Genomic DNA, 19,186 nt, shown 5'->3' with positions numbered 1-19,186 from the left:
CCCCGGCCACCGAAATGAGGGGTATGGTCCGCATTCCGTTCGGGATCCGCCAGCTCGATACGACAATCGACGGCGGTGCCCCGCCGGGGAGCGTCGTCCTGCTCTCGGGGGAGGCCGGCGCTGGCGCTCGCGAGTTTATGTACACCAGCCCACTGATAACCGGGCTCGCGAAGGCCGACCCGGAGCTGTTCGACCTCTATTACGGCGATCTCCCGTCAGGCGCAGAACTCCCGGAAGCGGTGCATTACGTCTCGCTGACCGCGAGCGAGGACCAGTTTCGGGCGGAGGCCAGTCGCGCCTTCGAGGACGAACTCTTCGAAACGGGGATGGAGGCGGTCGAATATCACGACCTCTCGACGACGTACTTCCACGTCAGCCCTGTCCCTCGCCAGTGGTACGCCGAGCGGGCACCCTCTATCAAAGACATCCGGACGCGAGACGACCGCGAGGAGCTGCTGACGGTGCTGGGCAACCTGCTCAGCGAGAACGCCCGGAACAACCTGGTCGTGATCGACTCGCTGTCGGACCTGATCAGCGCCGTCGGCGACCGGGCCGACATCGAATGGGCCGACGTGACGTTCTTCCTGAAGGGGCTCCAGAAGGTCGCCCACGAGTGGAACGGGCTCATCCTGACCTATCTCAACTTCGAGACGATCTCGGAGACGCGAAACGGACAGCTCGTCGACGCCGCCGACGGGACGCTCAAATTCGAGTGGGCCAGCGGCGGCTCGACGCTCGCCCGGACGATGGTCGTCAAGCAGTTCCGTGGCGTGTTGAGCCAGCTGGAATCGGAGGACATCGTCCGCTTCGAGACGGAATTTACCGACGCCGGCTTCGACATCAGCGACGTCCGGAAGATCCGCTAGATTCGCTGTTGAGAATGTGTGGGGAACCCTTAACTACGCGCTGGCCGATATCCAGGTGATGGCGGGCGAGTCACAGGAGAACCTGACAGTGTCGCTGCCGCCGGAACTGGAGTCGTGGCTCGACCAGCACGCGGCACAGCGTGACATCGATCAGGAGACTGTGCTTGTCCAGCTACTCGCGTCCTACCGGGAACTCGCCGACGGAGACGGCGATCCACTCGCCGACCCCGACGCGGTCGAGCCGGCCGTCCGATCGGTCGTCGCCGATCGGCTGCCCGACATCGCCGAGGCCCTCAGGGAAGAACTAGACCAGGATGGGGAAGAAACACGCGAGCGCATCGAAGCGGTCGAGGCCGACTTCCGGGAGAAGCTCGATGACGTTCGCCAGCGTGTCGTCCAGGTCAAACGCGAGGCCGACGCGAAAGCACCAGCCGACCACACTCACGAACAACTGGAGACACTCCTCGACCGCCTCGATGCGGTCGAATCCAGACTCGAGCGAGTTGATGGCGAACTCGATCGGATCGAGAGAATCGAAGCCGGACTGGACCGGATCGACGATATCGAGACGGAGCTCGACGGCGTCGAGTCGCAACTCGCCGAGCTACGTGCTGAACTCGATGACGCACCGACTGAGAGCGAAATTTCACAACTGGCCACCGACCTGTCCGATGCCCAGGAGAAGCTCCGAACGGTCGCCTGGGTCGTCCGCGATCTCCGGGACAGCGGCGGTGGGACGACCGTCGAGACGATCAAGCGCGACGCCGCCGAACAGGACGTTCGCCGCGCCCGCTGTGAGAACTGCGGCGAGGGCGTCGAGATCGGGTTGCTGACCGAGCCGTCGTGTCCGCACTGTTCGGCAGCGATCGACGGGTTCGAACCGTCGAGCCGGATCCTCGGACTCGGCAGCGCGAAGCTGACCACCGCATCGGGGATCGGGTCGGGCGCCGACGAGACGGGCGACGAAGTCGACGCGATCGACACCAAGAGTGAGACACGATGAGCGACGATCCGACCGACGACATCGACCCGTTCGAGGATATCGAGACCGAGGAGACGCCGGACGGCGACCCCTTCGATGAACTCGAACCGGACGATCGCGAGCTCAGCGGTAACGGCGATTCCAGCAGCGGTGGCGACGGGGTCGACGCGGTCGATTCGGGCCTCGACGAACAGCCGTTCGAAGGCGTCAGCGTGACCGAGACCGAAGACGGGCGGCCCCGGCAGTCCGAAGGGGATCCGTTCGCGGATCTGACGGAGGGATTCGAGGACGACCCCTTCGAGGGTGGTGACTGGGACGCCAGCGGGACCGACGAGTCCGTCTGGGAGGACCTCTCGGCCGAGCCCGAGATCGAAATCGAGGAGGAAGAAAGCGGCCGTCGGGTCTCGGAGGTGAACAAACACAGCTTCTGCGAGCAGTGTGAGTACTTCACGAAGCCGCCGGAGATTTCCTGCACGCACGACGGAACGGAGATTATGGAATTTATCGACGTGGAGACGGTCCGCGTCGCGGACTGTCCGATCGTCGAGGAGCGCGAGCGCCTGGAGAGCGGTTCGATGCAACGGGAGTTCGAAGGCGACCACCCGAAGTGATTTGGTACCGTTTTCAATCCGTATGCGTCCGACCCACTACGTGAGCCGTCCGCATGATCCACTCGGAAGCAGATCTCACCGTCTCCGTCCCGCCGCGGACCGCGTTCGCCTTCGTCGCGGATCCGTACAACCTCGTGAAGCTACTTCCGGGACTGATCGACGTACGCGGCGTGAGCGAGCGCTCGGACGGCACCAGACGTGGCCGGTACCAGTACGAGCTGGCGGGGATCTCGCTGACGGGCGCGTTCGAAGAGAGCCAGTACGAGGAGCCGGCACTGCTGGTCCGGTCGCTCAGCGGCGCGATCGAGGGGACCTGGCGATACCGGTTCGAGGAGGCACCCGGCGGCACGACGATCTCCCACGCTGCGGAACTGGAGTTTCCCGAGACGGTCCTCGATCGACTGCCCGAACTCGCGGTGCAAGCGTACGTCGACGGCGAGTTGCAGACGGCGATCGCCACGCTCCGGGCGTTTCTGAACGCCGAGGAATCTGAAACGGGACAATAGCGGCTGAGATCCAGGGAAAACGGCCAGCAGCGACTACGACCCCTCGAAGAAGGAGGTCAGCAGTTTCTTTTCGGCTGCCCGGAGATGCTGGTAGAACGTCGACGGGACGACGTCCATCGAGGCGGCGAGTTGGTCGCCGTCGCTGCGGCGTGGCCACTCGAAGAAGCCGCTGACGTAGGCCTTCTGCAGCGCAGTGAGCTGTCTGTCGGTCAGTTCGTCCTCGACGGCCGCCCGGAAGCCCTGCCGGGTCTGTGTCGGCTGGTCCGACTCGTGATACGCGACCAGTTCGACGGCCCCGTAGCTGTCCTCGAGTTCGTCGACGATCGCCCGGCCGTTCTGCTCGGTCGCGACGCTGAACCGCAACTCGACGGCGTTCGGATCGAACTCGACAGTCGCGAGTTGTGCACCGTACTCCGAGAGCGTGCTCACGAACTGCGGTCGCTCGACGGCGACCTCGACCACCGGAGCGTCGTCGCTCGCGAGGACGGTCGCCTCACTGACCGCGGGGATCCCCTCGGCGGCGGTCACGACGGCGTCGATATCGCCGTCGACCTCGAAGAGCAACAGCAGGTCGCCGTCGTGACGGACGAGCGTGTTCTCGTGAACGGCGTCGTCACCGATCTCGCCAGCGAGCGCCGTCAGCGGCGTGTTGTCGTGGATCTCGACGCCGATCTCGATCACCGCGTCGGTCGTCACTGTCTGTTTGCTCAGGAGATCATTGATCGCCGCGCCGATCGAGCGCCCGAGCGCCTGCAGGACGGTCGTCTCCTCCTCGTCGAACGACTGAGTGTGGCTGTAGACGGCCAGCACGCCGTAGGTCGTCCGCCGGTAGGTCAGCGGGATGACGACCCCGTTCTCGCCGTCCCGACAGCCGGCGGGCCCGACCGCCGAATCGTCGAGGCGGGCGAGCGACTGCTCGTCGATCGCAGTCGCGAGCGGTTCGGCGCCGGGACTCGCGAGATCGATCTCCGCGTCGTCGCTGCCGGCCCGCGTCCGCACGAGCCGCGCTCCGGGATCGTATTCGCCGATCCAGGCCCGGCTGATCGCGTCGTCGCTCCCGATCCGATCGACGGCCCGCTCGTAGACGTCCGCCGTCGAGTCGGCCGTGACGACGATCTCGGTCACGTCGCCGATCAGTCCGTTGATGCGATCGAGCAGCCGCTGGAGACGTTCGCGCTCGCGTTCGATCTGGAACTCGGCTTCCTTGCGCTCAGTGATGTCCTGCTGGAAAGCGACGTAGTTGGTAACCTCGCCGGCCGAATTTCGGATCGGCGTGATCTTCAGTTGATTCCAGAACAGCGTGCCGTCCTTGTGGTAGTTGCGCAGTTCGACCGAGACAGGTTCCGCAGCATCGAGGGCGTCTCTGATCTCGCGGGTCTTCTCGATCTCGGTGTCCGGGCCCTGCAGGAACCGGCAGTTGACCCCGATCGTCTCCGCTTTGGTGAAGCCGGTGATGCGCTCGAAGGAGTCGTTGACGTAGATGAGCGGTTCGTCCGGCAGCGTCGCGTCGGCGATCGCCATCCCGACCGGCGCCTCGTCCATCGCGCGCTCCTTGAGTCGCTGTTCTTCCTCCGCGGTCCGATCGCTGATCGGCATGCGCACCCGCGAATCCGCCTCCGAGCGGATCATGACGTGCTGTTCGACCTGGTCGGCGACCGACTCGAGTACGTCGGTCTCGCTCGTCGGGACGTACGCGGTCACGTTCTGCTCGACGGCCTGTCGGGCCACGCTACCGTCCTCGACCGCCGGCACGAGAACGACCGGGAACGACGGGCGGTCCTGTCGTACCGCCCGCAGGAAGGCAATCCCGTCGAAGCCGGACGGGTGGTGATCGACGACCGCCCCGTCGACATCGTTGTCGAGGACGCGATCCAGCGCCGCCGCGAAGTCGGTCTCGACGACGACGGATCCCTGAATCGCCCGCTCCAGTCCCTCGGCGTCCACCGGGCCGGACTGTGGGGCGTCGCCCACGCGCAAGAGCCGCCGCGTCTCCGCCACCGCGTTCATACCCTCGCGTAGTGGTGGGGGGTCATTAAAATCGACCCTTGACAACGCGGGGCAATCGCGCGGCCATGCCGCTCCGCGTGCGGTCCTCGACGACCGCCTCGGCGACGTGCTGGCCGCTGATCAGCGTCATCGGAACGCCGATCCCCGGGTTGGTGTAGCTGCCGACGTAATAGAGGTCCTCGAAGTTGGCGGCGCGGTGGGACGGCCGGAGCGGGCCGGTCTGGCGCAACGTATGAGCCAACCCCAGCGCCGTTCCCTGCGGGTAGTTGTACTGGGACCGATACTCGGAGACGCACGCGGAGCGCTCGAAGACGATCCGATCGCGCAGGTCGACGCCGACGTTCTCGGCCAGTTCCCCGAGGATCTTCTCGCGGTAGCGTTCGCGGGTCTCCCCGTCGTCGTCCAGCCCCGGCGCGATCGGGACGAGGATCACGACCGCGTGGTGGCCCTCGGGCGCGACGGTGTCGTCGGTCTTAGAGGGGACCGAGAGGTAGTACGCGGGGTCCTCGGGCCAGGCCGGCTCCTCGAAGATCGACTCGAAGTGGGGGTCCCAGTCATCGGGAAACACCAGCGAGTGATGAGCGAGCGGCCCCACGTCGCCCTCGATTCCGAAGTAGTACATGATCGCCGAGGGCGCGTAGGTCTTGTCGTCCCAGTAGTCGGGTTCGTGATCGCGCTTGGCCGGCGAGAGCAGTTCCCGCTCGACGTAGGCCGGGTTGGCGTTGGCGACGGCCACGTCGGTCCGGTGGCGGCCCGCAGTCGTCTGCAGGGCGACGCCGGTGGTCGTGTCCTGGATGTCGGTCACGGTACGGCCGGTCCGGTACTCGACACCTAGCTCCTCGCCGAGCCCCACCATCGCCTCGACGACGCTGTACATCCCGCCCTCGGGATAGTAGACGCCGAGGTTGTAATCGACGTGGGCCATGAGATTGTAGAGCCCGGGCGTGTTGTGCGGTGAGCCACCCAGAAAGACCAGCGTGTACTGGAGCAGTTGCTGGAGTTTCGGCTCCTCGAAGTACGACTCGACGTGCTCCTGCATCGACCCCAGCAGCGACAGCCCGCGGCCGGCCCGGGCGACGTCGCGATCGAGCATGTCCCGAAACCGCGATCGGTCCTCGTAGACGAAGTGTTCCATCCCGACATCGTAGGAGTACTCGGCGGTATCGAGATACTCCTCGAATGTCTCGCCGCCGCCGTCCTCGTAGGCCGCGAAGATGTCCCGACACTGGTCGAGATCGGGCGTCGTACTCACCCAGTCACAGTCGGCGTCGATCTCGTCGCTGTAGGGCGATCCCTTCTCGGGCTGTGGGTCGCTGTCGGCGTAGAACACCCGGTAATGTGGGTCGAGCCGCTCCAGGTCGTAGTACTCCTCGGGCGAGCGGCCGAAATGCCCGAAAAACCGCTCGAAGACGTCGGGCATGAGATACCAGGACGGCCCGGTGTCGAACCGGAACCCGTCTTCTTCGATGAGATTCGCCGCGCCGCCGAGGCGCTCGTTCTGTTCGAGCACGGTCACGTCGGCCCCGGCGTCGGCCAGATACGCGGCCGACGCGAGCCCCCCGAAACCGCCGCCGATCACTGTCACGTCCTCGCCGTCGAGTGGAGTATCGTCGAACATGGTCAGGGTACGTACCAGATCCCGCGGTCACGATCGTACCACGATCCGATGACGACGTGCGGGAGTGCGATAATACTGATGAAAATACTCCAGAACGCGACGAGACCGATCGGGAGGGTCGCGCCGCCCAGCGGCCGGGACGAGAGAGCCCACAGCAGCGCCGCCAGCCCGAACGTGGCAATCGAGCCGGCGATCAACACGCCCCAGGCACCGAGCGCGACCAGGCGCGTGTCGTTGCTGTCCAGGACCGCCAGCAGGCCCTCGCCGTTGGACTCCTCGGCAGTGTCGTCATCGACGGCAGTCGTCCGGGCGACCTGCCGGGCGGAGTACCACAGCGGGAAGTACAGCCCGACCGCGACGACCACGGGGACGACCGCGAAATACGCGACCAACAGCAGCGTTTCGAAGAGATCAGCGGCGTAGGAACCGGTGCCCGAGGACCGGAGATAGCCCAGTCCGAGATGGGCGACGACGAGCGCCCCGTAACCGGCCCCGATCAGCCACCGCGTGGTATCGAAGTACGGGCTCACTGCCGTGAGTCCACCAGGCTCGAAGATATCGACCATGATGGCGCTGAACGTGTGGAACGTCTCGGGGAAGAAGAAGATCGGGACGGCCATCACAGCCCCGCCGCGGACCAGCGCCGCCAGCGCCCGCTGGCGGTTCGTTTGCAGGTGATCGGTGCCGTACGTGGCGTCCATGACGTGCAGTCCGCCGTGGCCCCCCTTCGCGACGGCGACGCTGATCGCCAGCGCCAGGCCGGCGACCGGCGCGAGAAAGAGCAGGGCCACGAACGCGGCGATACTACCCAGGTACAGCCCCACGTACCGGAGCTGGAACTCGGTCGTCCGCCGCCGGAGGTTGTTGAAGTGTTCGAACCCGCCGTGGGGGAGGTTCATCGCGACCATCCCGAACAGGTAGACGACTGCCTGTGTCTGTAGGGACACTTCGACGCCGACCAGCGTCGCCCCGGCGAAGACGGCGATCAGCGCCAGCAGTGCCGCGCGGGACACCCCCAGCGTCGTCCCGCCCGCCACGTCGGGGACGAGCCGTACCGTCGATCGGGAAGCGTGTTCTGACATCAAACAGAACTAGTTTCGGTCACGATATCAATGCCGGACCAAACACGTTGGGCGCGGCCGATCCCACAGTCATTTTGCCCCCGGGTCTCGAAGGCCCCGACATGGGCATCCGGCAACTGCGCTGTCCCGAGTGTGGCGCCGACACGAACATGGGACTCCCTCGGGACTCGACCGTCCAAGGCATCTCGACGACCGAGCCGCCCGAACCGGACGCGGACGGCCGCAAGATCAGACCGGTCGCCTGCCCGAACGATCACGAGTTCTACGTCACGTTCACGTTCTAAACGGTGGCGGCGCCGGCACTATGTCAGTGATTTTAAATGGGTCGTCCGTGACAGCCGGTGTATGAGCCAGCGTGAGGAGTACACGATCGAAGGAATCGACCTCTCGGACGACCGGTACACAGTCGTGCAGTCGCTCGTGCGCAACAAGTACCGCGCGGAGGACGCCCGCGGGAACGTCGTGTTGCGCGGCAAGCAGAAACTGCTCAAGATGAAAGAGGAGTTCCCGTTCGTCGATGGCGACGGGAACGCGGTGTTCACCGTCAAGGCAGGGTCCATTATCGACGTGGCCGGTGACTACATCCTCACGGACGCACAGACCGGGGAGGACATCGTCATCCTGGACAACGACTACTCGATCCTCCAGGACACCTGGCGGATTCGCGACGCGCGCGACGAGCGGAAACTCGCCGAGATCAACTCCCGGGGCGCAGCGGTCACGCTCGCGCGGAACATCGTTCCGTTCGGCGGCTGGATCCCCCACAAGTACGAGATTACGGACGTCGACGGGAATCACGTCGGGAACATCTCGGGACAGTTCTCGCTGAAAGACACCTACGACATCACGATCGACGACGCCAGCGACGTGCCCAGGGAACCGATCATCGCCGCCGCGATGGTCATCGATGCGATCCAGGGTAACTGACGAAAGCGGGGGTTGAGCCTCGGCTCAACGGGCGAGAAACGACTCGGTTCGGCCATCTTATCCTGAAGTTCGCGAGCGAGCCGATATGAATATAAGAAACTTTGATTACAGTATCGTGTGATGGTAGTACGTGACGCATGGAGTTCACACGTCAGGAGTCGCTAGACCGACTTCAGGAGACGGTATCGAACGGCGACCCGATCATCGGCGCAGGCGCGGGGACGGGTATCTCGGCGAAGTTCGCCGAGCGCGGCGGCGTCGACCTGCTGATAATCTACAACTCCGGGCGCTACCGGATGAACGGTCGAGGATCGTTAGCGGGGCTGTTGCCCTACGGTGACGCCAACGAGATCGTCGTCGAGATGGGCCACGAGGTCATCCCGGTCGTCGAGGACACGCCCGTGCTCGCGGGCGTCAACGGGACCGACCCGTTCCGACAGATGGATGTCTTCATCGAGGACCTCAAGCGGCGCGGGTTCTCGGGCGTCCAGAACTTTCCAACTGTGGGCCTCATCGACGAGGACAGCGGGTTCAGACAGAACCTCGAAGAGACGGGGATGGGCTACGACAAGGAGATCGACATGATCCAGGAGGCCGCCGAGCAGGACATGCTCACCTGCCCGTACGTCTTCAGCGAGGAGCAGGCCCGCGAGATGGCCGAAGCGGGCGCGGACGTGATCGTCTCGCACATGGGCCTGACAACCTCGGGAGACATCGGCGCCGAGACCGCGCTGGACCTCGAAGCCGCTGCCGAGCGCGTCCAGGCCCACCACGACGCCGCCAAAGAAGTGAACGACGACGTCATGGTGATCTGTCACGGCGGCCCGATTGCCTGGCCCGACGACGCCGAATACGTGCTGGAGAACACCGAGGGCGTCGTCGGGTTCTTCGGCGCCTCCAGCATCGAGCGCCTCCCGACGGAGGAGGCCATCGAGAACCAGGCCCGCGAGTTCAAGGAGATCGACCTCTGAGATGCCCGACCACGAGTACTTCGTCGAACCCGACGACGTCGAGAGTCAGCTGTTCGACTGGGGCGTCCTGAAGTGGCTGAGCACGCCGGACGTGACGGGCGGCGAGCGATTCAGCGCGGGGGTCGTCAAACTGGAGCCGGGGAAGGGCCACGAACGCCACACACACCCCGACAGCGACGAGATCCTCTTCGTCATCCGGGGCGAGGGCGAGCAGGAAGTCGCCGATCAGACGCGTGAGATCTCGGCCGGCGAGATGGTGTTCGTCCCCGAAGGCGTCGAACACGGCACCGTCAACACCGGCTGGGAACCGCTGTTGTTGCTCGCGGTCTACGCGCCGCCGGGCCCCGAAGAGGTACTTCGAGACCTTCCGGAGTGTGAGATCGTTCCGCCGGGAGAACTGCCGACGCCCGAGAACGTGGAGGAGCGAGCATGACTGGCGTCCGAGAGGTGAAACGATGAGCGTCGTCATCGTCGGTACGCTCGATACGAAAGGCGAGGAGATCGGCTTCGCCCGGGACGTCCTCCGCTCGCAGGGCGTCGACGTGCACGTGATCGACACGGGCGTGATGGGCGACCCGGAGATCGACCCGGACACCACCGCGAGCGCGGTCGCAGAGGCGGCCGATACCACCATAGAGCACCTCCGCGAGGACGCCGAGCGCGGCGAGGCGATGGAAGCGATGGGCGAGGGCGCGGCCGCGATCGTCCAGCGGATGCACGACGACGGCGAACTCTCGGGGGTGCTCGGACTCGGCGGGTCGGGCAACACCTCGATCGCGACCACCGCGATGCGCGCGCTGCCGGTCGGCGTCCCCAAGGTGATGGTCTCGACGATGGCCTCCGGCGACACCGAGCCCTACGTCGGCGCGAAGGACGTGATGATGCTGTACTCGGTGGCCGACATCGAGGGACTCAACCAGCTCTCCCGGAAGGTGATCGCCAACGCGGCGCTGGCGATGGTCGGGATGGTCACGAACGAGCCCGACGTCGCTGTCGAGGACCGACCGACGATCGGGATCACGATGTTCGGCGTCACCACGCCCTGCGTCCAGACGGCCCGCGAGTATCTCGAAGAGCGGGGCTACGAGACGATCGTCTTTCACGCGACCGGGACCGGCGGCAGGGCAATGGAGGACCTGATACGGCAGGGCGTCATCGACGGCGTGCTGGACGTGACGACGACCGAGTGGGCCGACGAACTCGTCGGGGGCGTGCTCAACGCCGGGCCGGAGCGGCTCGACGCCGCCGCTGAGACGGGAACGCCGCAGGTCGTCTCGACGGGCGCGCTGGACATGGTCAACTTCGGGCCGCGCGACTCCGTGCCCGCGGAGTTCGAGGACAGACACTTCCACATCCACAACCCGCAGGTGACGCTGATGCGGACCACACCCGAGGAGAACGCCGAACTCGGGGAGATCATCGCCGAGAAGCTCTCGGCGGCGACCGGCCCGACCGCGCTGTACCTGCCGCTTTCGGGCGTCTCGATGATCGACGTCGAAGGTGAGGACTTCCACGATCCCGAGGCCGATCAGGCGTTGTTCGAGGCGCTCAGAGAGAACCTGGCGGAGTCGGTCGAGCTGGTCGAGATGGAGACCGATATCAACGACGAGGCGTTCGCGCTGGCGATGGCCGAGACGTTGGACGAGTATATGCGCGACGCCGGCATCGGACCCGAAGAGTAGCTGAGACTGCCAGAGGACACGGTGTCACCCACCGCGTCGCTCACCCCTGATGTCGTGGAGATTGACGGATCCACACGCGGACGGCAGGCCGGTCAGGCCCCGTAACCCTCACCCTCGATCGGGTCGCTAAACACGCCATAGAGGAACTTGAAGTACCACAGCACGATCAGCAGGACCGGGAACCCGAGGACAGTCGTGAAGTCCCCTCTCGGTTAGAGCAGCGGTGAAAGGACAGAATACAACCGCCAGGTGATCCAGATGCCGAGCGGGAGCGCAACGGTTGCCGCAGCATACCGAAGCGAAAGAGCGCGCGCATCACGCATCGCGAACGTCCATATTACACCGCTCCAGATCGTGAATACGATGCCGAGAAGCGACGCCATTGTGAATAGCGGCCCACTTGTTAATTGCTGGACGAACGGCCCGAGTTGTTGTGCTGAGTCGGGAAATATGGCCTCACGAACGCGCAGGAATATCAGGCCGGCGTGGATGAGGCCACTAACGGCGATTGGGACGAACCCCCAACCGGTGTACGTTAGAGTCCGCCGAAAGCTTCCCTCGCCGCCGAACACCGCCGAGACAGCGTGAAACGCTGCCGAATACAGTACCCACGATCCCACGACGCTGCCAATACCAAAGAAAATGCTGAGCACGTATGCGGTGGTAACATATGTACTGGCTTCGGCGATAGTCGACCACGAGGAAGCCAGCAGGATCACAGTAGCAAGTACGTTCGTGACTGCCGCGATGAGAACGGTCAAAATGGGGCCACTCAACCGATCGGTTGCTTGTTCCTGATAGAACAGCGCCGGATCCCTGATGACACTGAGCATAGAGACGGTTCTAACGAAAGGGTGATCAATTCACTCCCTGGACTCTAACGATAGAATCGTCGGTTGACGACCGGATTGTCTAGTTTGAATCGGTCGTCGGGCAACGACACAGTAATCAGAATTTAAATCGGCGAATTAATAGACATATCGAACCTATGCTACTCGTGGGTCGAAACGATGACCGAGAACGTTACGTTACAGACCGCAACCGCGAACGAGTCGAATAGTCCCATCACCGCCGCAGTCGCCGTTGTGCTCGCGCTCAGTCTCCTCACTGCCGGAGTCGGCACAGTGGTGGCCACCAGTTCAAGCACCGGCGATCTCGGTGCCAGCTACCTCGCGTACAAGGCGTTGAATGATGATCTCGACGCCGACAGCACCTTAGCTGGGGGATCAGCGGTCATCAGTGGATCCGGGACTGCTGCGAGCGGTGCAGCAACTTACGTATCCGCTACAGGCACAGCTGCAACATTTGGTGCCGGTGCAGCCGCAACCGGCGGTCTACTTGCGGCGTAAATGGACTAACGTGGATAAAAAGCGAATGTCACTACAAGGACTTTCCACCCAAGTCGGAATCGGGTTGCTCGTCTGGCTGGGCACGTTCTTCCCGTTCCGGCGAATGGTCAGCGAGGTCACTGAGGACACTGCAGTCGCTGGGGGGATCCAGACACTACTTGCAGTTGGGCTCAGCTTGACAATGGGTGCGGCGGCATTCCTCGCGTGGGGGTCAGAGCCGTGGTGGTTTAGATACAGCGTGCTGGCAGTATGCCTCGGTTTCGTCGCGCTCTACCTCGTCCTCGTGTCGATTGAGCGGTTCAGATCGTCGTCAGTGTAGATGTTTCCCTTGTCCCCACGACGATCGCTCGCGAACAACGCGAAACCGCTCGTTCTTTCAATCGGTACGACCACACTTGGAGCTATCACCGGCGTCGCTCTCGTACTCACCGGCACAGCGAAAGGGGGTCCGGAGACAGCATCGATACAGCAGACCACCCAGCAGCTTCAACTGGGGCACCTTCTCGTCACAAATACGAGCGTCCTGACAGTGCTGGCACTCGGAGGACTTCTGATCGGGATTCCGACGCTTATCGTCTTGTTTCAGAACGGGCTCGTGATCGGATTGCTTGCAGGGACTGCTGCCGGCACCGGGGAGCTAGGTACATTCTTCGCGTTGACACTTCCACACGCCGTGTTTGAACTCCCAGCGTTCTGGATGGCCGGGTGCGTTGGTCTGAAAGTGCCAGTTGGTCTAGGTGCGTATTTGCTGAAACGGCGTGATACTCCCCTCTGTCAGCGCGATATCGTCCAGATGGCAGTCCTTCTCATTGTCGCGTTCAGCCTGGTTGTCATTGCAGCCGCCGTCGAGAGTCAAATCACCGCACAGATCGCTAGACTGAGAGCACAAGGGGCGGTTTTAAGTATATGAAAGTGGTCAGAATTTAACGACTCGTATGTGTTCACAAAATGGTGAGGGGAAACGGGTGTCTCCACGGGTTCAAGAATTACTCAATCACGTCGCAAGAACGCCAGTCAGGATCGAGATCTTATCGATACTCACTGATGGGACACTCGACCTCCGGGACCTTTCTGATTGTCTGGAGTCACCACGGACGACAGTCCGTCACAATCTCCAGGAGATGATCGAGGCGAACCTAATCGAGGAGACGATCGACAACGAGTTTCGGTCTACACCGCTTGGGAGGGTTGTCTTGGACGCCCTCACCGCGTTCAGCGATCACGTCGAAACGGCCCTCGAGTTGGAGCCGCTGTTTTCGTGTGTACCGCCGTCAGAATTCGACTTCGACATTCGGAGCCTCTCGGCAGTGACTGTTACGGAGGTAACACGTGCCAAGCCGTATGCTCCTCACCAACGGTTAACAGCACTAATCGAGGACGCGACAAATGTGAGTGGGTATATTCCGACAAATCCGCTCCTGTTTAATCGGACGGATGCCCCGATATTCCAGGCAGCGGACAGCGACATCTCTCTGTACGTTCCCGAAGACATCGCAGACACATTACAGGCCGAACATAAGACCAAACTGAAGAACCTCGTTCAGCGCGGACCTCTCGATATTGGCGTCCTGGCAGGTGCGAAGATTGACTACGGCGTCGCGCGAATCGACGACCGAGTGGTTATTCTGGGACTCGACGAGCACGACAAGCCCCACGTCCTGGTCGAGACGACCGACGAGACGGTCCAGAAGTGGGCGAGCAAACGGATCGACTCGCTTCGAACTCGCGCGTCTTCCATCGTGGAGACGGACAATCGAGGGATGTCGATTGCCCACGGGCAGGACTGACTGGTCCCACAGCGATACCCGGCTGATTAACTCTACCGTGGCGAGTTCGTCGCAACATCGGGACCTACGCGGTGTGGGCCAACCTTGAGTCGCTCTCGATCACGCTCGCCGCCGTGGCCGTCGCCTGTACGGCGATCATCGTTCGACGTCGACAGACGAAGCGGACGCCAATCTGACTTCCATCGCTGTAATACGATCGGCTAATAGTCCGACAGAAACACTACCGTCAATAGGCCTCTGAACCCGCATTGTCTTGAATTCATTTTAGGCCGCTATCGAGAGCGAGACAGTCGCCTCTATCCACGCAGCGACGACGATAAGAACGAAAGAGAGAGCCAGATATGTCGCAGTCTCCACGTTGCTCTCGCGGGAGATGAGCCGGTCATTTATGCCACGGAGATAGTTGATAATTTGGAGTGGCAGTACCACCCCGACAGCACTCGATAGCGCGAAGGCAAATACCTCGATAGCCCCGTGTGGAAGCGTAGTCATAGCGATGAGTAGCCAAGAGCAACCCGTCGCTCGCGCGGCGAGGATCGTCGTGCCGAGTACGTAGCCGTTTAGGACGAGTAAGAATGCACCGATAATCCAGAGCAGCGTCAAGCTCGTCAGAAATAGCAATACTGTCACCTGCGCGTTGTTCCAAAGGATGTTAACAAAGTTTAGACTCTCGACAGAGTAGTACGATGGGTCGGATACCGACATTCCCTGGTCAGGAACGCCAAGGATCAATCCGGCTGATACTCCGCCAAGGAACAAACCCAGGTTGATTCCGACAAGAGACCTAACAGTACGAGAGGGGCGTATCAGTTGCATCGTATATGGATGGGGAGAAGTTACGGGGCCGTCTTGGCAGTACTCTGTTGTCGAGCAGCGAACGCATGTATTCCGTTAGTTATAATCCCGAGAACAACGGCGCCGAACAGCCCTTTGAGTCCGAAGTAATACGCTGCCCCCACCATCGCGAAAATGAAGAGGTAACTGACGGGACTTCCCTCATGGCGATAAATGTCGCGGTCAAGCGCAAATATGACTACACCACCTGCCGCAATGGAAGCCGCTAGTATCCACGTTTGTATCATATTTATCTGAAATTAGCGTCACGTCAGCTACCCACCCGTAAACGGGTGGGCTTCAGCGTGGGACTCCCAGTGGAGCGGTGCAGACAGTGAGCAGGGGATTTCTCACACCCACAGTGGGCTTCAGTACCAGATGTACCCAACCTCAACGAGTTGGTTCGGAACGTCCCTCCTATCATTCTGTCACGTACACACGGTCACACGTCCCCGCTGTTCGAGGGCGGCTGACACTACCCCTCCACAGCCCCCGTTTTGGTTGCTGTAGAGCTGATTTCACATATATCTTGTATCTACTTAAATATTAGAGAGTCTTCCGCTGTTGTAGTGTAGTTCCTCTCCCAATTGTCGGCTTCATCCCACATTCACAAGACCGGAGGTCTTGTGCAGCCAATCAGAACGCATAGCGTTCTAAGGACGGCTCAAGCCGTGGGTTTTCGCCTCGAAACTCTATAACCGTCGCAGCGGGTGATTGAGCGCCACGTCACACCCGTGATCGCCGAAGCCATTGCGTAGCCGCACAACTGTCAGGCCCCGTAGCCGTCGCCCTCGATCGGACCGCTGAACACGCCGTAGAGGAACTTGAAGTACCACAGCACGATCAGCAGGACCGGGAATCCGAGGACAGTCGTGAGGTTGAGCGCGAGCGGGGAGACGACGGCCTCCTGGATCGTCAGCCCGGTCGGCGGGTAGATCGTCGGGTACAACAGCAGGGCAACGAGGAGACTCAACAGCGTGGGAAGCGCCAGGGCACTGGCCAGCCAGGCGCGGTACTCCCCGCGGCCGGCCAGGATGATGCCACCCAGTCCGGCGACGACCGAGAGCCCGACGATGGCCGCTGCGGGCACCGAGAGGATCGTCCCGGCGTGACCGCCGGCGTCAGTTATGACGACGGTCGCCAGCAACACGACGACGCCGCCGAGATACGCGAGCGTCGCGATGATACCGTAGGCGCTAATGTCCTCGGCCAGCGTCGGCGAGGTCTTGGCCGCCAGAAACGCCGCACCGGTGACGACCGAGACGGCGACCAGGCCAACCCCCGTCAGCAGCGCCGGCAGCGACAGCGTCGCCGCGTCGAACACCCAGCGGCCGGCGAGCATGCCGAACAGAAGCGGGGAGAGCAGGCTCCCGCCGATGAACGAGTAATCGGAGTAGCGCTTCCATTGTTCGTCGTCGCGTTGTTCGCGCAGTTCCGGGCCGAGCCCGCGGAACAGCAACGCAAGGACGAACCCGATCGCGAGGAAGTAATGATCGGACAGCAGCCGGGAGTAGACGTCGGGGAACGCCGCGAGCGTCATCGTCCCGAAGGCGATCACCCACACCTCGTTTGCGTCCCAGACCGGTCCGAACGCCGACAGCAGCGTCTCCCTCTCGTGGTCGTTGTCCCGGGTCGCGTACAGCATCCCGATCCCGAAGTCGAACCCGTCGAGGACGATGTACATCGTCAGCGCGAACATGACGGCACCGAACCAGATCTCGGGCAGCGACTCGACGAGATACGAGTCGACGGGCAGCCAGTCAGTCATCGTCGCTCACCCCCGGGAGCGGACCGTACCAGTGCCCCTTCGATTCCGTGACACCCAGGTCGCGGAGTTCGTCCTCGATGAGCCACCGGAGGATGTACAGCGCCGACAGGACCAGTCCCGTGTAGATGACGAGGAAAGCGACGAGCGTCAGCGTCGCTTCCGTCCCCGTTAGCGTCGGGGAGACCGCGTTGTCCGTCTTGAGCACGTCCTGTATCACCCACGGCTGGCGGCCGATCTCAGTGACATACCAACCCGTGAGCAAGGCGGCGTACCCCAGCGGCGACGCCGCGATCATCGCCTTCAAGTACCAATCGCTGTCGGTCAGTCGATCACGGTACATGAGATAGCCACCCCACAGTGCGAGCCCGATAAACAGGAATCCGAGCCCGACCATGAGCCGGAACGACCAGAACACGAGCGGGACTGGCGGGTTCTGTTCGTATTCGTCCAGTCCAGTCACGACCGCGTCGAAATCACCGCCGCTGGCGAGGAACGACCCGACCCGCGGCAAGCTTATCGTGAAGAGATTTTCCTCGCTCGGCCGCATGAACGCATCAGGATCTGTCGGGATTGCAAAGAGGTGGAGATCAGCGGTGCCCGTCTCGTAATGCCCCTCCATGGCCGCGAACTTCTGGGGCTGGGTATCCTCAACGTGGCGAGCGTAGGCGTCACCGTGGATCGCCTGTAGCGGTGCCGAGACGAGCAGGATGAGCACCGCGATCTTCAGCGCCGTGCCCCAAGCGTCCGCGTCGCGTTTCTTCCAGACGATGTACGCGGAGACGCCGGCGACCAGCAGCGCGACCGAAATCACCGACGCGTTGATCATGTGGACGTACATCCAGGTCATCCGGGGGTTGAAGAACGCGGCGATAGGGTCGGTCAGTCTCGCGACCTCCATCCCGTTTCGCATCACCATCTCGTAGCCCTGGGGGGTCTGCATCCAGGAGTTGACGACCAGAATCCAGAAGCCAGACAGCCAGGCACCGAAGCCGACCAGAAACGACGAAAGGACATATGTGCGATCGCTGACTCGATCACGGCCGAACAGCAGGACGCCGAGGAAGACGGCCTCGAGGAAGAAGGCCATCTTGGCCTCGAAGGCCAGCGGACCGCCGATCATCTCGCCGGCCACCGAAGAGAACTGCGGGAAGTTCGTCCCGAACTGGAAGCTCATCGGGATTCCCGTGACTGTACCCATTACGAAGCCTGCCGCGAACACCTTCACCCAAAACGAGCGCAGCCGCGTGAACCGCTCGTCGTCGGTTCGGACCTCTTTCCAGGTGAAATAGACGATGAACGGCGCGAGGCCGATCGACAGGGCGGCAAAGAGGATGTGGACGCTGATGGTCCACCCGAACTGCGCCCGGCTCGCGATTTCGGGCGACAGCTGTATTGCCGGTCCGTCGAGCAACGACAGGGCAAATCCCGCATCAAGGAGTGATTGTACAGGTGCAAACATCCGTTTTCCTACGCCTCAGGACGTGAAAACGATAAACTGATGTCGCGATCCCGGATTTCGAAAATTGCCGAAAGAAATTTATGTGTAGATCGAATTTTCGTTTCGATTTCGGCAATATATACTGGTTCCGAGGTGGAAAAGGGCGATTCTGATTACGTTGTCTCACTCACCCTCGGCGAGATAATCGTCCTGAACGTCGAGTACCTCGGTCGAGTCCTCGCAGTCGCGATAGCGCCGGAGCGGTTCCTCGTTGAGTTCGAGGAAGGTATGTCCCCAGGAGAACTTCGAGAGGATCCGCTCGGCGTGCTCGCGTTCGTCGAGAATCACCAGCGCGCCGGCGAACGCCTCGACCGTGTTGAGCTGGAAGGGTGTGCCGTAGTTGACGGGGTTGGCGGCGACCAGAAACGGGAGCGCCCGGTGGACGCCGTCGAGATCGAACGCCTCCCGCTGGGCGGTTTCCCACGAGCAGTCGAGGGCGACCAGTCGCTCGTGGTCGGCGTCGGCGGGCGACAGCGCCCGCTCGGCGAAGGGATTGAGGACGACACCCGGGGGAGTGGCTCGGGTCGATCGGTGTAGCTCCGCGAGATCGAAGCGCGCGAGTTTGCGGGCGCTACACTTCTCGGGGTCGTCGTCGCCCTCGTAGCGGACGTGTAATTCCACGCCCGGGCGTACTGTCGGGAGCGCTATAGGGGTTTCTGTCGGCACGAGAGAGTTCGGCAGTTACCGTCCGAGAGAAC

The 19,186-nt window shown here is 62.6% G+C and carries 21 protein-coding genes and 2 pseudogenes; 14 read left to right on the top strand and 9 right to left on the bottom strand.

From position 1 onward, the window contains the following. Window positions 1-23: 23 nt before the first annotated feature. The 4 genes from HSEST_RS00180 to HSEST_RS00165 are packed head-to-tail and all read left to right on the top strand — an operon-like array spanning window position 24 to window position 2,965. Window positions 24-866, top strand: a complete 843-nt coding sequence (locus HSEST_RS00180; RefSeq protein WP_229121561.1) for an RAD55 family ATPase — start codon at window positions 24-26, stop codon at window positions 864-866. Window positions 867-924: 58 nt separating this feature from the next. After that, window positions 925-1,869, top strand: coding sequence for a hypothetical protein (locus tag HSEST_RS00175; RefSeq protein ID WP_229121560.1), 945 nt, complete (start codon window positions 925-927; stop codon window positions 1,867-1,869). Next, the gene (locus tag HSEST_RS00170) at window positions 1,866-2,459 is read left to right on the top strand and encodes a hypothetical protein (protein WP_229121559.1); all 594 of its coding nucleotides are present in this window, start codon (window positions 1,866-1,868) and stop codon (window positions 2,457-2,459) included. Before HSEST_RS00175 ends, HSEST_RS00170 begins: the two co-directional genes overlap by 4 nt. A 53-nt stretch (window positions 2,460-2,512) precedes the next feature. Then, window positions 2,513-2,965 (top strand): SRPBCC family protein, encoded by a 453-nt coding sequence (locus tag HSEST_RS00165; protein WP_229121558.1) that lies wholly within the window; start codon window positions 2,513-2,515, stop codon window positions 2,963-2,965. Window positions 2,966-2,998: 33 nt separating this feature from the next. On the opposite strand, the gene HSEST_RS00160 is transcribed toward HSEST_RS00165, so the two are convergent. The 3 genes from HSEST_RS00160 to HSEST_RS00150 are packed head-to-tail and all read right to left on the bottom strand — an operon-like array spanning window position 2,999 to window position 7,672. Continuing rightward, entirely contained in the window at window positions 2,999-4,972 is a 1,974-nt protein-coding gene (locus HSEST_RS00160; RefSeq protein ID WP_229121557.1) for a bacterio-opsin activator domain-containing protein, read from the bottom strand. A 25-nt stretch (window positions 4,973-4,997) separates the two neighbouring features. Then, window positions 4,998-6,590: a phytoene desaturase family protein gene (locus tag HSEST_RS00155; RefSeq protein WP_229121556.1), complete on the bottom strand. Its 1,593-nt coding sequence runs from the start codon at window positions 6,588-6,590 to the stop codon at window positions 4,998-5,000. A 2-nt stretch (window positions 6,591-6,592) separates the two neighbouring features. Further along, window positions 6,593-7,672 carry a Brp/Blh family beta-carotene 15,15'-dioxygenase gene (locus HSEST_RS00150; protein ID WP_229121555.1) on the bottom strand — a complete coding sequence of 360 codons (1,080 nt, stop codon included), beginning with the start codon at window positions 7,670-7,672 and terminating at the stop codon, window positions 6,593-6,595. A gap of 101 nt (window positions 7,673-7,773) precedes the next feature. On the opposite strand from HSEST_RS00150, the gene brz reads away from it, so the two are divergent. The 5 genes from brz to HSEST_RS00125 all read left to right on the top strand — a co-directional run bounded on the left by brz (window position 7,774) and on the right by HSEST_RS00125 (window position 11,252). Beyond that, the gene (brz, locus tag HSEST_RS00145; RefSeq protein ID WP_229121554.1) at window positions 7,774-7,956 is read left to right on the top strand and encodes a transcriptional regulator Brz; all 183 of its coding nucleotides are present in this window, start codon (window positions 7,774-7,776) and stop codon (window positions 7,954-7,956) included. 61 nt (window positions 7,957-8,017) lie between these two features. Continuing rightward, window positions 8,018-8,599, top strand: coding sequence for an LURP-one-related/scramblase family protein (locus HSEST_RS00140; protein WP_229121553.1), 582 nt, complete (start codon window positions 8,018-8,020; stop codon window positions 8,597-8,599). A gap of 137 nt (window positions 8,600-8,736) precedes the next feature. After that, window positions 8,737-9,570, top strand: coding sequence for a phosphoenolpyruvate hydrolase family protein (locus HSEST_RS00135; protein WP_229121552.1), 834 nt, complete (start codon window positions 8,737-8,739; stop codon window positions 9,568-9,570). A gap of 1 nt (window position 9,571) precedes the next feature. Next, complete coding sequence (locus HSEST_RS00130) at window positions 9,572-10,003, top strand: cupin domain-containing protein (RefSeq protein ID WP_229121551.1); 432 nt, start codon at window positions 9,572-9,574, stop codon at window positions 10,001-10,003. Between the two features lie 22 nt (window positions 10,004-10,025). Beyond that, the gene (locus HSEST_RS00125; RefSeq protein WP_229121550.1) at window positions 10,026-11,252 is read left to right on the top strand and encodes a Tm-1-like ATP-binding domain-containing protein; all 1,227 of its coding nucleotides are present in this window, start codon (window positions 10,026-10,028) and stop codon (window positions 11,250-11,252) included. A gap of 92 nt (window positions 11,253-11,344) precedes the next feature. Here the strand turns inward: HSEST_RS00125 and HSEST_RS14605 are convergent. Next, window positions 11,345-11,455, bottom strand: a pseudogene (locus HSEST_RS14605) (cytochrome d ubiquinol oxidase subunit II); the annotation flags it as partial. Between the two features lie 9 nt (window positions 11,456-11,464). Then, a complete protein-coding gene (locus HSEST_RS00120) occupies window positions 11,465-12,085 on the bottom strand; it encodes a Yip1 family protein (RefSeq protein WP_229121549.1) in 621 nt (206 codons plus the stop codon). A 177-nt stretch (window positions 12,086-12,262) separates the two neighbouring features. Here HSEST_RS00120 and HSEST_RS00115 point away from each other — a divergent pair, with 177 nt between their 5' ends. The 5 genes and pseudogenes from HSEST_RS00115 to HSEST_RS00100 all read left to right on the top strand — a co-directional run bounded on the left by HSEST_RS00115 (window position 12,263) and on the right by HSEST_RS00100 (window position 14,388). Then, window positions 12,263-12,601, top strand: a complete 339-nt coding sequence (locus HSEST_RS00115; RefSeq protein ID WP_229121548.1) for a hypothetical protein — start codon at window positions 12,263-12,265, stop codon at window positions 12,599-12,601. A 25-nt stretch (window positions 12,602-12,626) separates the two neighbouring features. Beyond that, window positions 12,627-12,920 (top strand): hypothetical protein, encoded by a 294-nt coding sequence (locus HSEST_RS00110; protein ID WP_229121547.1) that lies wholly within the window; start codon window positions 12,627-12,629, stop codon window positions 12,918-12,920. After that, on the top strand, window positions 12,921-13,511 hold the full coding sequence (locus HSEST_RS00105) for a stage II sporulation protein M (RefSeq protein WP_229121546.1): 591 nt from the start codon (window positions 12,921-12,923) through the stop codon (window positions 13,509-13,511). It begins immediately after the preceding gene. 25 nt (window positions 13,512-13,536) lie between these two features. Continuing rightward, window positions 13,537-13,734: pseudogene (locus HSEST_RS14600) on the top strand (hypothetical protein); the annotation flags it as partial. 255 nt (window positions 13,735-13,989) lie between these two features. After that, window positions 13,990-14,388, top strand: a complete 399-nt coding sequence (locus HSEST_RS00100) for a hypothetical protein (protein WP_229121545.1) — start codon at window positions 13,990-13,992, stop codon at window positions 14,386-14,388. A 264-nt stretch (window positions 14,389-14,652) separates the two neighbouring features. Here HSEST_RS00100 and HSEST_RS00095 read toward each other — a convergent pair whose 3' ends face one another. The 4 genes from HSEST_RS00095 to HSEST_RS00080 form a co-directional block, all read right to left on the bottom strand. Continuing rightward, window positions 14,653-15,204 (bottom strand): stage II sporulation protein M, encoded by a 552-nt coding sequence (locus HSEST_RS00095; RefSeq protein WP_267491897.1) that lies wholly within the window; start codon window positions 15,202-15,204, stop codon window positions 14,653-14,655. 787 nt (window positions 15,205-15,991) lie between these two features. Then, window positions 15,992-16,990: a cytochrome d ubiquinol oxidase subunit II gene (locus HSEST_RS00090; RefSeq protein ID WP_229121544.1), complete on the bottom strand. Its 999-nt coding sequence runs from the start codon at window positions 16,988-16,990 to the stop codon at window positions 15,992-15,994. Beyond that, window positions 16,983-18,449 (bottom strand): cytochrome ubiquinol oxidase subunit I, encoded by a 1,467-nt coding sequence (locus HSEST_RS00085; protein WP_229121543.1) that lies wholly within the window; start codon window positions 18,447-18,449, stop codon window positions 16,983-16,985. The genes HSEST_RS00090 and HSEST_RS00085 overlap by 8 nt, the downstream gene beginning before the upstream one ends. A gap of 162 nt (window positions 18,450-18,611) precedes the next feature. Then, entirely contained in the window at window positions 18,612-19,109 is a 498-nt protein-coding gene (locus HSEST_RS00080) for a DUF367 family protein (protein WP_229121542.1), read from the bottom strand. Window positions 19,110-19,186: the final 77 nt, after the last annotated feature.

The organism is Halapricum desulfuricans (assembly GCF_017094465.1).
Lineage (GTDB): Archaea > Halobacteriota > Halobacteria > Halobacteriales > Haloarculaceae > Halapricum.
Note: the sequence above shows the minus strand (reverse complement) of the source record. Positions and strands in the feature narration are given on the sequence as shown.